At 57.5% G+C, this 14,966-nt stretch carries 9 protein-coding genes; 4 read left to right on the top strand and 5 right to left on the bottom strand.

What is annotated here, in order from left to right:
• Positions 1-370: 370 nt before the first annotated feature.
• Genes GRAN_RS22680 through hypB form a run of 3 tightly spaced genes read left to right on the top strand, consistent with a single transcriptional unit; the run spans position 371 to position 3,306 of the window.
• The gene (locus GRAN_RS22680; RefSeq protein WP_128915359.1) at positions 371-2,245 is read left to right on the top strand and encodes a GMC family oxidoreductase; all 1,875 of its coding nucleotides are present in this window, start codon (positions 371-373) and stop codon (positions 2,243-2,245) included.
• Positions 2,246-2,263: 18 nt separating this feature from the next.
• Complete coding sequence (locus GRAN_RS22685) at positions 2,264-2,608, top strand: hydrogenase maturation nickel metallochaperone HypA/HybF (protein WP_128915360.1); 345 nt, start codon at positions 2,264-2,266, stop codon at positions 2,606-2,608.
• The gene (gene hypB / locus GRAN_RS22690) at positions 2,605-3,306 is read left to right on the top strand and encodes a hydrogenase nickel incorporation protein HypB (RefSeq protein WP_128915361.1); all 702 of its coding nucleotides are present in this window, start codon (positions 2,605-2,607) and stop codon (positions 3,304-3,306) included. Before GRAN_RS22685 ends, hypB begins: the two co-directional genes overlap by 4 nt.
• Here hypB and GRAN_RS22695 read toward each other — a convergent pair.
• Positions 3,263-4,204, bottom strand: coding sequence for a tetratricopeptide repeat protein (locus GRAN_RS22695; protein ID WP_128915362.1), 942 nt, complete (start codon positions 4,202-4,204; stop codon positions 3,263-3,265). The two genes, hypB and GRAN_RS22695, sit on opposite strands and share 44 nt — an antisense overlap.
• 344 nt (positions 4,205-4,548) lie before the next feature.
• Positions 4,549-6,114, bottom strand: coding sequence for a DUF4331 family protein (locus GRAN_RS22700; protein WP_128915363.1), 1,566 nt, complete (start codon positions 6,112-6,114; stop codon positions 4,549-4,551).
• Between the two features lie 350 nt (positions 6,115-6,464).
• Between GRAN_RS22700 and GRAN_RS22705 the strand changes: the two genes are divergently transcribed.
• The gene (locus tag GRAN_RS22705) at positions 6,465-8,987 is read left to right on the top strand and encodes a hypothetical protein (RefSeq protein ID WP_241655108.1); all 2,523 of its coding nucleotides are present in this window, start codon (positions 6,465-6,467) and stop codon (positions 8,985-8,987) included.
• A 72-nt stretch (positions 8,988-9,059) separates the two neighbouring features.
• On the opposite strand, the gene GRAN_RS22710 is transcribed toward GRAN_RS22705, so the two are convergent.
• The 3 genes from GRAN_RS22710 to GRAN_RS22720 form a co-directional block, all read right to left on the bottom strand.
• Positions 9,060-11,723 carry an ABC transporter permease gene (locus GRAN_RS22710; RefSeq protein ID WP_206662833.1) on the bottom strand — a complete coding sequence of 888 codons (2,664 nt, stop codon included), beginning with the start codon at positions 11,721-11,723 and terminating at the stop codon, positions 9,060-9,062.
• Positions 11,724-11,734: 11 nt separating this feature from the next.
• Positions 11,735-12,067: a PadR family transcriptional regulator gene (locus GRAN_RS22715; RefSeq protein ID WP_128915364.1), complete on the bottom strand. Its 333-nt coding sequence runs from the start codon at positions 12,065-12,067 to the stop codon at positions 11,735-11,737.
• Between the two features lie 1,145 nt (positions 12,068-13,212).
• Entirely contained in the window at positions 13,213-14,961 is a 1,749-nt protein-coding gene (locus tag GRAN_RS22720) for a thioredoxin domain-containing protein (protein WP_161571120.1), read from the bottom strand.
• Between the last annotated feature and the right edge of the window lie 5 nt (positions 14,962-14,966).

Here is a 14,966-nt window from a genome sequence, read left to right on the forward strand (position 1 = left end):
GCTGCGACTCAGCCACTTAATGCAACAGAGCCAACTCAACTGCATAAGAAGGAAGATCCGAGTGACACGCACGATGTGCCAGGATACCTGAAGAAGTTGAAATGAGATTTGCGACGGCGTTACCTGCAGTTTTTGCAAATCCAGCCTCAATGGCACCTCTTTTCATGCACGCCCAAAGCTTCCGCTTCTCATCGTGAAGAATTACGTCATCGTTCGCGCTGTTGGCGATGCCATGGGTATTCCAAGTCTTCTGGATGCAATTTGACCTCGAAAGCCGTGATGCCCACCCCACCCTGCACTTTGTGCAAGCCTGACGAAGAAATTTATGCTCCAATGGTCCTCTTCCAGTGCGGAGCAGGTAGGAGGGGAGATGAGCGACAAGGCAACAGCACAAGCGGAGTTCGAATATGTCGTAGTGGGCTCGGGAGCGGGTGGCGGAACGGTCGCCGCTCGGCTAGCAGAGGCCGGACACAGCGTCTGCCTGCTTGAAGCTGGCGGCGATCCTCGAACTCTCCAGGGCAGCAATCCAAATACTCCTGGGGTCAACTCTCTGCCTGAAGACTATGACGTCCCAGTCTTCCACGGTCTTTCCACCGAAAACAATGCCTTGAGTTGGGACTTCTTCGTCAGGCACTACGCAGATCTCGATCAGCAGCAGAAAGACGACAAGTTCGTCGCGCGGCAGGATGGTGTCTTCTATCCTCGGGCCGGCACCTTGGGCGGGTGTACCGCTCACAACGCGCAGATCGTCGTTTACCCAAGCAACGAAGATTGGGATGCGATCGCGGAAGTGACCGGGGACGCCTCCTGGAGTTCCGACAAGATGCGTGGCTTTTTCGAGAAGCTGGAAGACTGCCATCACCGTCCGCTCGATCGCGCTCTGGACCACACCACCGGGTTGAATCCTTCGCGCCATGGGTTCAAGGGCTGGTTACAGACAGAGAAAGCAATTCCGGCAGAGGCGCTCGGTGATAGCGAGTTGATCCACACCCTCGCGGCCTCCGCTTTTCGGGCCTTCAGCGAGACAGGACACCCGCTTGAAGAAGTCGCCGAGTTGATCGAGAGCCAGTTGGATCCGAACGATTGGCGTGTGGTCACCAGGAACGCGGCCGGCATCCGCTACACCCCGCTCATGACGCGGAACCATCAGCGTTCCGGCACGCGGGAACGTGTACTTGACGTCGCCACACAGCATCCGTTGCACATCGAGATGGACGCGCTGGCCACCGAAGTGCTCTTCGAGGAGGGAACAACCCGGGCGGTAGGGGTTCGCTATCTAAAAGGGACACGGCTCTATCGTGCGTTCAATCCTCCGGCCACCGCCAAAGGCGAGATTCGCGAGGTAATGGCGACCCGCGAGGTCATCCTTGCCGGGGGCGCGTTCAATACACCACAACTCTTGATGCTCTCTGGTATTGGACCGAGCGCGCATCTGCAGGAGATGAGCATTCCGGTTCGCGTCTCTCTCGAAGGCGTTGGTAGAAATCTGCAGGATCGTTACGAAGTCGGCGTCGTGAACCGCATGAGCAAGCAGTGGGCGGTCCTGAACGGCGCCAAGTTTGCAAGAGGCGATTCTCAGTTCAACGAGTGGGAGCAAAACCGTGAGGGCGTCTACACCACGAATGGTGCCGTGCTTGGAGTCGTCAGAAAGTCGGAGGACCAGCAACCTGTCCCGGACCTGCTGTGCTTTGCCCTCCTCGGATTCTTCAAGGGGTATGTTCCCGGGTACTCTGCCTGGTTCGCACAGAAACTGAACTATCTCACTTGGGCCGTGCTGAAGGGCCATACCGTGAACCGCGCAGGAGAAGTGAAGTTACGATCACGAGATCCCTTGGACATGCCGCAGGTCAACTTTCACTACTTCCAGGAGGGCACGGATCACCTCGGGAAGGACCTGGACGCGGTCGTCGATGGAATCAAGTTCGTACGAACCATGACGCGCTCCCTCATCGAATGCGGATTGATCGCCGAGGAAGAAATCCCCGGCCCCGCCGTACAGACCGACGACCAGCTCCGGGAGTTTGTTCGCAACAACGCCTGGGGACACCACGCCTCGTGTACCTGCATGATTGGACCGCCGGAAAACAAAGGTGTGCTGACCAGCGACTTCCGCGTCCATGGCGTCGAGAACCTGCGCGTCGTCGACGCCTCGATCTTCCCCCGCATTCCTGGGCTTTTTATCCTGAGCGCCGTCTACATGATCGGCGAGAAGGCCGCGGATGTCATTCTGAGCCAGCTTCGTTAACGCGAGCGAGGAGTTCGCATGCACGAAATATCGATCGCTATCAGCATCGTCGACCAGGTAGTCGAAGAATCCGAGAGCTTGGGCGGCCTCCTGGTTACGGCTGTCCACCTTAGCCTCGGCCTGCTTGCCGGGGTCGACGAACAGGCACTGCAGTTCTGCTTCAAGGCTGCGTGTGAGGGAACTCTGCTGGAAGGATCGACTCTCATCATTCAACTCATCCCGGTCACGATCTTCTGCCCGACATGCGGCATGGAACGCATGGCGGACTCTGTTCAGCAACCTGTCTGCACGGTATGCCGATCTGCAACCAGGATCATCAAAGGACATGAATTGGAAGTCGCGGCTTTGGAGGTCGCAGCATGAGCTCATCTCCCCGTTTGATCGAAGTCAGGGCCAGAGTACTCAAGCAGAACGACCTGCTTGCACAAAGTCTCCGCGAGCAGTTTCTGGAATTCGGAGTGTACGTCGTAAGCTTCGTCTCGAGTCCCGGCTCTGGCAAGACGAAGTTCCTCGAGGAGTTGATGAAGTTACTCGGCACAAATCTCCGCGTAGCCGCGCTCGTAGGAGACCTTGCTACCGACAATGACGCAGATAGACTCAGACGTGCTACTCCGCAGGTCAAGCAGATCACGACCGGCACGGTCTGCCATCTCGATGCCTCCATGATTGAGCGAGCGATCGCATCCTGGGACCTCGCCGAGATCGACCTCTTATGCATCGAGAACGTCGGCAACCTCGTCTGTCCTTCGAGTTACGATCTCGGGGAGAATCTTCGCTTCGTCCTGCTCTCTACAACCGAAGGCGAAGACAAACCGCTGAAGTATCCGACGATCTTCAACACCGCGGATCTCGCGATCATCACGAAGCTGGATATGGCGGAAGCAGCAGATTTCGACTGTGTTGCCGCCTGTGCAAACATCAACGCCGTAAGGCCGGGGATGCGGATCGTTCAGGTCTCTGCGAAGACCGGGTTCGGCATGGAGGCAGTCGCTTCCCAGCTCCGCGAGTATGTTCTCGCTAACAGGAAGGCAGCACCCTTAGGCTCCGCTGCAGCGGACTGACTCCACCAGTAGACTCTGGGAAAACTCGTATTTTCATCTTGCTAGAGCGTTCTGTGAGAAAAGCCTTCGCCGGGACCGCATTGAAGGTTCTGGCGAGTTGAAAGTACCTTTGACTCGCATCAACCCGCCCCGCGGCCGCGAAGATGCAGGCTGCCTGTAGATAGAGCCGGCCACACACCGCAGGGGAGTCCAACGCTTTCTCGATCCATTGCTCAGCCTCGGGAAGGCACCCGCTGCGATAGAGCGACCACGCCAGGTTACCCCGCGTCTGATAGTTGCTGCGAAGCGCCTCATCCATGCCGGCCCATCGCACAGCCTCCTCGGCTTGGCCCGGCATCTCGCAGCAGAGGTCGACGAGAGCATGCAGGTAATGCACTCCACCATCTTCGATCGACACCCTATAGCCGGCGTGCGCCATGAGCTTCCAGCCGTGCGCGCTACTAAGATCGGCCCTCAAGGAATACAGGTCGCCCATCGCATGAGCCCACTCGGGACGAGTCTGCGATTCGTGGAGCCGTGCGTACGCCCCGGCAGCCTCATCGAATGCTCCTCGCGCTCCATCGACCTCTGCAATCCGTTCTTCGACAAGCCAGTAGCCCGAATAAGCCTTCGAGGCGCGACGATAGTGAGATTCCGCCGCCGTGTACCGACCTCGCTGAAAGTCCAGGACACCGCGCTGCACCTCAACCCAGGCATAGGCATGCATCTCTTTCGCGGTAAGTTCATCCTGCGCTAAGAGATAAAGCCGGTCTGCTTCGTCGACATCACCAAGCAGGCCCTCGAGATATGCCAACCGGGCGAGCGCATCCCAGGTCACGTCCTGCTCAAGCGCGCGCACAATGTGTTCCCGCGCATACGAGTAATCTCCCGCCTGCACATCGAGATCAGCTTGGATCAAGCAGGCTTGTGGACACCGGCTGTGGCTCGGGTCAGCCTCAAGAAGATCCCGCGCATCCTGAAATCGGTGAAGCTTCAAAGCAATGCATGCCTGCACCAGCCACAAATCGGAGGGCGTCAGAGATAACTCGTCAAATCTCCCGATCTCCCTTGAGAGCCCTTGAAGCTTCCGAAGGTCACCCGTAAGCGAGAGTAATTGGAACCTGCGGGAAAACAGTCTGGCTTGCAAATCGACCGCGGAATGAGGAGTCGAACCTGCCTCAACCTGCACACGCAGCTCGATTAAGTCCGATTCAAGCCGCTGCACATGCGCCTGGTAGTCCGTCAACCCATCCCGCATCGGCATCACCAGGGTGCTGCGATATACGGAAAGTCCGGCAGGAACGCCTTGTCATTCTGCAAAGGATTCGGTGGCGTCTTTGGCTGAATAGGCACCGCATCCCAAAGCGCCTGGTTGTTCATGATATCGACGTGGTACCGGATACCCTTGAAGCTCGCGGTCATGTCAAGAAACAGCGACAGAAAGCGCGTCGCGACTTGGTCCTCCGGCCTTCTTCCGAAGGGCCATGTCCCGGTCGTGTCCATATCGATCGAGCAGACATTCGGGATGAAGATCTCGACCGGCCGACGGAGTGGAATGTTGAGCTTCTTCGGATTCCACGAATCATCGGGCATATTCAGCTCCTGGAAGAGAAGCTTCTGCACACGTGGAAACGCCTCAACAACTAAGTCATACGTCTTATAAACCGATACGGGTGAGTTATCGTGATCGAAGGCGGTCGCAACCCCAAGCGCGCTGATCGATGGCCCGAAGCCCCAGCCGAGATGGCCGAGTCTCTTGACGAAGTGCGGAGCGAGCCAAAAATTATTTGCTCCCATCTGACGGCTGTTCTCGCGCTCACTGAGAGCTGCGTCCGCAAAGGCTTGGCCATCCGTGTCAACCAGCTTGTACGCCTTAAGCTCTTCATCCAGCTTCGCCTGCTCCACAAAGGACCATGGATGCTCGAGCAGAAGAGGATGATCTGGAATATCTTCCACCTTGCCAGCAGCCTTCCGAACCCAGCTCTCACCCCACACGTTCACGATGCGGTGAACCTCCGGCGTCGCCGTGAGGTAGGTGAGGGGCACTTCCAGAATAATCGCGTTGATATTCTTCCCGGCCTGGGCATCCTTGCCTGAATAGACAAACTGGTAGTTGCCTTCCGCATCTTTCTTGAAGCGATCGCCGCTCCAAGTCAACGGGGTGACTGGCAGGTCTTTCTTGAACCCGTGACCCCAATCAGGAAAAGCTGGGTCAGAGTTGAAAAGATCATTCCCCTCAAGCTCAAGCAGGGTCTTGGGAATCTTCAGTTCGCGGGCGTCCGTCATCGTATGCGGAACGTGGTAAAACTGCGGCGCATAGTTGATGGACCGGAAGAATCCCGGCAGGTCGTTGAAGAAGGCATCGTCGCGCCCGCCGATATAGACCTTGATCGTCTGCCCCCCTGGCGCGGTCAATTCCGTCACTTGGTTGGTATCGATCGTCTGCGAAAAGCTTCCGCCAGGAAAGTTGATGAACCGTATTGAAGCCTTCTGATTCACATCGACGGACACACGAACTTCGAACGGATGCAAAATACTCTCGTACTTATCCTTCACTCCGTCGACGTAGGTGAGCAGCCCTTCCAGGCTGTGATCCTCTTTCGGCGTGCGCTGAATTCTAGTATCCGGGGCCATCCGCATGCGGTAGAGCATGTCAGCGTCCAGTTCACCTGCCTTGGGCACAGCCGCGAAGGTAAGCGCCATTACGACGCTCTCTCCATGGGTATGGTCCGCTGAAGGAAAGCCAAAGATGTCATAAAGATCAGCAGCGCTGACGTCGACATCGGAGAAGATCGTATTCACTGCATTCGGATCATTGTGGTCTGCCAAGGCTTCCTCCTCAACGGCGCTTCACGGACAGAGATACCACTCAGTCATCGATCCTCAACCGTGATTCAGGCAATCTCTGGCGACCGCTGCGAGCGGTTCAGAATCGTGCGTGAAAGTTAGCACCTGCCCTGAAGCTCGTCAACCTGTATGGTCTATAAAAACTCGCCCTTCCAGGCGAGCCTGAGAGCCGTCGCGATCGAAGTTACGCTGAAATCCGCTTGACAAACGTTCGGGCGGCTGTTGTATTTTCCGAACGGCTGAAGTCGTCTTTGACAGTGACGCCTACGAATCTACTGGGCCCTTCTCCCCACGTCTTGTGAAGATGCAATCTTCCGTGTTCGAGGTATCTCATGAACCCCGCGCCTAACGAGCCTGGACTGGCTTCCCGTGTCGCTCGTGTATCGCTTGTTCTCCTCGCCATCGCATTCATTGCGGTTGTGCTCCTCGTGATAGCTATCCTGGTCTTCCCTCTTTCGCAGTCCGGGAAGGTCAAGGATGAGGCAATGCTTGCGGGCCGATTGGCAGAGAGCTTCCCTGCCGCCGACGAAGACTACTTCCATGACATGGATGGCGGCATCCCACTCAGCGCGGACGAAGCAAAGGGCCGTAATAACTGGATCGTCTGGACTGCGGGCAACGATCGATTCTGGGATCTTCTCTCGGTCAAGAGCGTAGGTACGCTCGACTTTATCAAAACCCTCTCCTCTCGACCGGGTCTTCCTGCGAGCCGCGACAATCGCTGGGAATACCTCGGGCTCGTCAACGAGCCATGCTACGAGAAAGCCACGCAACCAGACCCGGTTTACGGTCTCTGGCTCGATAAGCGCAAACCCGAGTGTGGTCCCGATCCCTTCGCGAACGAAGTCAAGTATCCCGGCGTCAAGATCGGCGCCCGAGTCTCGCAGACCGGCTCCTTTTACGGTTACGGCACAGGCGTGATCGGTCTTCGGCTTTTCCCCAATCCCGACTTCGACGCCGCCGCCAAAGCGAAGTGGGACCCTGTCCGCTATTACACCGATCCTGCCTACTACAACGACCGCAACCTCGTGAAGCCATACAGGGTCGGCATGTCGTGCGGCTTTTGCCACGTCGGCCCCAACCCCCTCAAGCCACCGGTCGATCCCAACAACCCCAAGTTTGAAAATCTCAGTTCCATGGTCGGCGCGCAATACTTCTGGATCGACCGTATCTTCGGCTGGGAACACGATCAGTCGAGCTTCGCCTTTCAACTCTTCCACACCTCACGCCCCGGATCCCTCGATACCTCCCTCGTATCGACCGACAACATAGTCAATCCGCGAACCATGAACGCGGTATACGGTCTTCCTGCACGTCTCGCGATGGCCTCGAAATGGGGTCAGGAAAAATTAGCCGACGGCAATTTGAACAACAAGCAGTTCAACGACTTTGTCCCGGCAGGTAGTCCGCTGGCGCAGTACTACCAGGCCCCTGACCATGTGGAGGCGGCGCACATCCTCAAGGATGGATCAGACTCCGTCGGCGCTCTCGGCGCCCTCAACCGTGTCTTTATCAATATCGGCCTGTTCAGCGAGGAGTGGCTGCAACACTTCAATGCGCTCGTCGGCGGCAAGAAAGTAACACCCATCGAGATTGCCGTTGCGGAGAAAAACTCGAGTTATTGGAAGGCCACGGAAAATCAGACTCCATATCTCGCACAGTTCATCCTGAAAGCAACCGGCGCTCATCATCTTGCCGACGCTCCCAATGGCTCGTCCTATCTCACCAAAGACCAGGAGCAGCTCAAAAGAGGGAAGATCGTCTTCGCCGAACGCTGCGCTCGCTGCCACTCGAGCAAGCTCCCAGATCTCGCTTTCGGAGAAGGTCTCGCGAACTGCGCAGGCAAAGACTATCTCAACTGCTTCGATCGATACTGGAAGCTCACCGAGACCGACGACTTCAAAGCGAAGATGCGTGACATCGTCCTTAAGGACGACTTCCTGAAAGATAACTACCTCTCGACCGATGCGCGCATTCCGGTGACGCTCCTGCAGACCAACGCATGCAGTCCACTCGCGACCAACGCGCTCGAAGGCAACATCTGGGATAACTTCTCCTCGCGCTCCTACAAGGACCTTCCCTCGGTCGGCGAGATCACCGTCCGCGACCCATACACCGGCAAGCCGAGCCAATATGCAATGCCGGCAGGCGGCCGCGGATACACGCGCGTCCCAAGTCTCATCAGCGTCTGGTCAACCGCTCCTCTCCTGCAGAACAACTCGCTTGGACACTTCGAAGCCAGTCCATCGATCGACGCAAGGGTGCGCAGCTTCAACGACGCCATCGAGCAGCTTCTATGGCCCGAGAAGCGCGCAAAGGACGCCGATCAGAAACAGAACCTCCCGGATGGAGTTGCACTGCTCGATGGACCAGGTCCGACGTTGGTGGATAGAACCACACAACGCAGCTATCTGAGAGTCGCAAGCGGCTATCTCCCCGCGCCGCTCTCAAGTCCCACCGCCGCAACCATCGAACATGCGCTCATTCCCTGGCTCTTCGGCAAAGACGGCATCCAGATCGGTCCCATCCCAGCTGGAACGCCTGTCAATCTGCTCGCCACGGTTGACCTGATGAGCGACAGCACCAACCGCCTCGAGCGCATCGAGCACAACACGAAAGTCGTCGCGCTTCTTCTTAAGTTGAAATGGGATCTCCAAAGGCTTCCGGCGAACCCAACCGACGAGGAGGTGCGAAAGATCTTCGCAAATGTGGAACCCGACCTCGTCCACTTCGACAAGTGCCCCGACTTCGTCGTCAACCGCGGTCATTACTTCGGTACCGACCTTCTTCCCGGTGAACCAGGCTTGAGCGATCAGGATAAGATGGCGCTGATCGAGTTCCTCAAAACGTTCTAAAGTGACATCGCGATATGGGTCGAGTACCGGCAGACCTCCGACACCAATCATCGCGGGTGGGATATCGGTGGCCTACTCTGCTCGGAGCGCAACCATGGGGTCGATACGCATGGCTCGACCCGCTGGGAACAGACACGCCGACAGTGCGACAACGAGCAGGAGACTCAACACCGAGAGAAACGTAAACGGATCCGTGGGCGTCACATCGAAGAGCAGGCTGCTCATCATCCGGGTCAGCCCGAAAGCGCCCACGAGGCCGACGACGGCGCCTGCAAGAGCCAATCTCATCCCCTGTTGGAAGACCAGCGAAAGAATGCTTGCGCGACGTGCACCGAGCGCCATACGGATAGCAATGTCGCCGGTGCCTTGCGTGACCAGAAATGACATCACACCGTAAATGCCAATGACGGCGAGAATCATGGCAAAGCCTGCAAAGCCGGACAGCATGGTCATGGCAAAGCGCTGGCGCGCCATGGAGTCCTGGACTCGCTGTTCCATTGTTACGACGTCGTACACCGGTACATCCGGATCGATGGCGTTAACTAGATGAATGATGGCGGCGGTCGTGGCGCCAGGATCCGATGTGGTCCGTGCGACGACGTACAAGGATCCATTCCTGACCTGTGCGTGCGGGTAATAGACAACCATGCGTGAATCGGTGTCGAGTCCATACTCTTTTACAACGCCAACAACGCCGACAACCGTTATCCACAGAGAATCCTCACTTCGACGGATCCGCTTGCCGATTGCATCGCCATGCGTCCAGAAGCGATCAGCCATCTTTTGATCGATAATCGCGACTGGTGGCATCTTGTCCGTGTCGGTTTCAGCAAACATGCGCCCGCGGATCAGCGGAATCTGCATTGTGCTGAAATAGGGTGGCGTAGACGATCGCTGATCAACCTGCAACTCGGGCTCATTGGCAGGCGGAACATAGCCCTCGATGTGCATACCGCCCCACCCGACGGTTGATGTAAGCGGGAGCGCTGAGACTGCACCTGTCGCTGTGACCCCTGGAAGGCGGCTGACACGCTTTGCCAACTGTTGATAGAACTGAACGCGCGTGATGGGATCTTTGAATTTCGGCCCATAGGCACCGACGTTCATCGAAACCACATGTTGCGGGTTGAATCCAGGTGGCACGTTTGCAAGACGCACGAAGCTGCGCACCAGCAAGCCTGCCCCGACCAAGAGCGGCAGCGAGATGGCGAGTTCAGCAATGACCAGGGTTCCACGCACTTTGTCATGCCGGATACTCAATCCCCCACTGAGCGATCCCTTGCCGCCGGCCTTGAGATTTGCCGTCAGATCGACACGCGAGGCTCGCAGAGCTGGCACAAGACCAAAGAGGACTCCGGTAAGAAGTGAAATGACAAGCGTGAAGCCTAGCACTCGGAAATCCATGCCGAGTTCCTCGAGCCGCGGAATGTTGCCCGGATGCATCTTGCGTGCGATGAAGATGCTCAGTGCAGAGATGGCGAGTCCAGCGACGCCACCCATCAGGCTCAGCAAAATGCTCTCAGTCAAGAGCTGGCGCACCATCCGCACACGCCCTGCTCCGAGCGCCGCGCGGATGGCGATCTCACGCTGCCGCACTGCTGCCCGTGACAACAACAGATTTGCCACGTTGGTGCATGCGATCAGCAGCACCAGTGCGACTGCGCCGAAAAGAATCAGCACTGCGGCGCGTACGTTGCCAACAACCTGCTCTATGAGAGGAACGACACTGATCGTAAAAGAGCGATCGCGATGTTTCTCCTGGCGAAGCCGTCCGGCGATCACGTCGATGTCGGACTGCGCCTGTTGCATCGTGACGCCGGGCTTGACCCTCGCCAGGATGTTGTAGTTCTCCGAGCCGTAGTTGCTGGGATTCTTCCCATCATCATCCAGCGGCATAAAGAACTCAGGCTTTTCGATGCCGGAGATGGTCGGAAGGGCCTCGTGATTCAAACGAAAACCTGACGAGAGAACACCAACGACCGTATGCGGTTCCCCGTCAAGTGTGATTGCGCGCCCCACAATGCTGGGGTCGCCTGCGAACTCACGCTGCCAGAAGCCATACGTAAGCACCACGGTTGCCGGTTTGCCGGGCTGGTCTTCCTCCGGAAGGAAGATGCGGCCGAGCATTGGTTTTGCACCCAGCATCGGTAACAAGCTCGACATTGCCTGGATACCGTCGACCTTCATCGCCTTGGTGCGCTCCGTGAGCGTAAAGTTGCCTCCGATAGCGAGAGCCGTGTCCTGGAAGACGTGATTCTGAGTAGCGATGTCGTGATACTGTCCGGGCGAAGGCCAATCTTGCGGAATACCAATGCCCGGCGAGCGGAGCCACAGGATCGCAATTCGATCCGGAGCGGGATAGGGCAACGGCTTGAGCAACAGCGTGCTGGTGACACTGAAGATTGCCGTGTTGGCGCCGATGCCGATGGCCAGGGAAAGCACAATCAACGCCGTGAAGCCGGGCGTCCTTGCAAAGGATCGCATCGCATAGCGAAGATCTTGTAGGATCTCTTCGAAGAACTTCGTGCCGCGCGAATCGCGAGATTGCTGCTTGATCTGCTCATGTCCGCCCAACGCCACACGTGCTCGTCGCACCGCCTCATTGGAATGAAAGCCTGCGCGGCGATACTTCTCCGCTTCGCGCTCAAGGTGGTAGCGCAGCTCGTCATCGACTTCGGTATCCATCTGCTTGCCGCGGAACAGCGCACGGAGACGGTACAGCAGATCACTGAGCATCAGGATTCTCCTTATGCCATGTCCAGAACATGGCCTACCGCGGACGTCAGTTTGCGCCAGGCGTTGATTTCAATACCCAATTGTTTCCGGCCATGCGGAGTCAGCGCGTAGTACTTCGCACGACGGTTGTTTTCACTCATCGCCCACTGCGCCTTGATCCAGGCACGACGCTGCAGTCGATGCAAAGCCGGATAAAGCGAGCCCTGCTGCACCTGCAGCGCCTCCCTGGAGATCTGCTGTAGCCGCTCGGAAATCGCCCAGCCGTGCATCGACTCCAACGCCAACGCCTTCAAAATCAACAAGTCCAACGTCCCCTGTGGAAGTTCGATCCGTTCTTCAGCCATAAATGATTTACCCCTGTCACTTCGACACGAGAAGACTACGCCTTTATGTTGTCGAAGTGCAAGGGGGAGACTAATGAGCAACTTCCGTGCGACACCTTGCACTCCTACGCATCAAGAATGTATGGGTAGAAGCCGGAAATATCGATAGCCTTGGACTGTTCCGGGGACGCGTACTCCGGAACTGCGGGCAAGCGCTGAAGCGTCGTAGTTAAAGACATCGGTATGCCTGGCTCCGTCGACTCAAGCTGGCCACACGATGGCTTCCTATCCTCGCGTGCTCCATCCCTGGCCCTTGGACCGCTTCGCCGTCACTTATCCAAGATAGGAGTCGCATGCGCTAAGGAGCGCTTGTGCGGATCTGCGCGGGGGGCGATCAATATGATCGTCCCTTCCGCGACCTCATTGAAAGAAATGTCATGGCTTGGCTCGTTAGAACTGTCAGATTCTAAGGATGGCACGGGGTTTTTATGAGAGCGCGCAATTTGAGGGATCGAAGTATTGAGCGATGTGCGGGTCCGTGTCGGCGAAGGGCCGCGTTGGTTTGCCTATCACGTTCCCAGGCTCAGCAATGCATTACGGCACCTACGAGAGAGTTCACTCCGCATTTTCAACTCGAGCAATTGTGGCAAGTAATTTGGCATATTGGGCAAGTCCGTGGATACCATCCAGTTCAGTAACGAAATCATTACGCACTGCCAAAGGAATGGCGCCGTAGCTCGTATTGGTCGATCCAGCCGAGACGCGGTGGCTTTTGAGTTGCGACGGTCGTTTCTCCAATAAAGGGCACGCAAACCCCTGCGGTTCAGGACCACTAACGCAATCGCTCTAATGCTATTCCTGCTCCTCCCGATGGTCGGGACCTGCGGAGTTCAAGATTTCGGGCGTCATGGCAAACAGACCATACAGGGAAGCTGGCGCCTCTGCTTCAGCACTAATTGGGCAGGTCAGTTTTTGCACTGATATCCACGTAACGCTCCCATAGAGAGACCATGCAGCCATCCGTTTGGTCGGATCCGATTCCCACTCTGCCTTTCCGATGCCGAAGGAGAGACTGAAAGAGACTTTCTTCAACAGAGCCGTATCCAAACAACATCCTATTTGATGGAGTATGTTGCGTTATCGAGATCACTGTCCCTCAGGTAGCGTCATCTCTCAGCGCGCAGAAGCCTGTCCTTGAGCACGTTTGCGTCAATAATTGGTGAAGAGCACGCGGTAGCGGTACAAAGAAAGGCTGCCGCATGTGCCAGCTTGGGATACTGCACGTCAGCCCTCGGCAATGGACCCTCGGCAGGATCCCACCATTCGAGGCGCTTATAGATGGGGCCGGCTGACAACGCAGTCTGAAAGAGGGCCTTCGCTGCGCCATCGTCTTTGCGACCCACCACCGTGACATGTACCGGAGGCTGGGTGTACTCCCTCTCCGCCAGGAGAGCCGGAGCAGAGAGCCAGGCGATCGCCACCTCACGCGTGGCCAGGTACTTCATGGCACGGGCTGCGGTTTTCGTGTCGTCCTGATTGCCACAGTAGTGAGAGAGCAGCGTTGCGAATCTGGCGACCTGAGAGTTCTCATCGCGCTCGGGTTGTGGATGGTAGCCGTGGCCGGTCTTTGATTTGGAGGTGACGAAGCCAGCGCCTGAGGCAGCGGCGAAGCTTGTTGAGAGGAACTGCCTCGCCTCCTCGGCGCGGTTGAGCCATTCGGGAGTGCCAGTAACCTCATAGAGCGCGAGAAAGGCCTGTCCCATCCCCAGCGTGTCACCCAGGAAGGGCCCGGCGGCATCGTGCTCGCTATGGGCAAAGCCACCGTGTGCGATTGCGCGGTGCGACAGCACCCATCGTGCCGCCTGTGTGGCTTCGCGGAGCGTAGCTTCGTCGTCTGTCACAGCGTAGAGCGAGCATAGTGCTCGGATCATCCAGCCGTTCTCACGCGCATAGAGGTTTGTGTCAACTCTTGGCACACCAATCGCTCTCCGTTTTCTGTCGTTCGAGGCAAAATAAGCAGCGCTGTGCTCCCCTTCGATTACGTCCGCGTCCTGGCTGACGTAGAAGGCGCCTTCGGGGCTCGTCAGGAAGGACCTGACATAGCGATGGACATTTTCAGCTGCGGCAAGCCAGGCGGGATCATGCCACTGCCCATAGGCCTGTGCGTAGGTGCGCATGGTCTGCGCCTGGATATACGTAAGCTTCTCAAAGTGCGGCTCGTTCCATTTGCCCCCGGTCGAATACTGGTAGGCGCCGCCCCATACGGGGTCGAGCAGTTTTTGCGCTTCGTACAGCGTGTCGCCGACACGTTGCTGCTGCACCTTGTCACCGTGGGCCGCGAGGACTTCCGCGTACTCGACCGAGTCCGCATCGAGATACTTATGCCCGAAGGCCCAGCCTTTTCCCTGCTGGTCGTACTGCTTCTCGAACTCTTTCTGCACATCGCGCAGCAAGGCGGCGGAGAGGACCGGGGTCGCGGAGTACGTGATGACTTTTTCCGCTTCGACGGATGGCCCGGGGGATGGATCTTTGATGACGGCGCGCAGGATGGAGGCCATCTGCACGGGCGGCAGATAGCCCTGGCGCTTGACGATCTCGCCACCCTTCGCGTTGAAGATGACGGTTGCAGGCCAGCCATAGTCTTCGTAGCGGTTTGAGATATCCGGACGGGAGTCCTGATCGACCTTTACGGCGATGTAGCTCTTCGTCATCAGGCGGCGGACGGCTGGATCGCGGTAGGTCTCCTGGTCCATCACATGGCACCAGTGGCACCACACTGCCTCAAGATCGAGCAGGACGAACTTGTGTTCGCGTGCGGCCTGGGCGAAGATCTCGTCCGACCAGGGATGCCAGACGATAGGCGCCCCCGCGGGCTGAGCCCAGGCTCCGGCTGCGACGAGAAGCGAGAGGCACACGAGAA

The sequence above is a fragment of the Granulicella sibirica genome, from assembly GCF_004115155.1.
Lineage (GTDB): Bacteria > Acidobacteriota > Terriglobia > Terriglobales > Acidobacteriaceae > Edaphobacter > Edaphobacter sibiricus.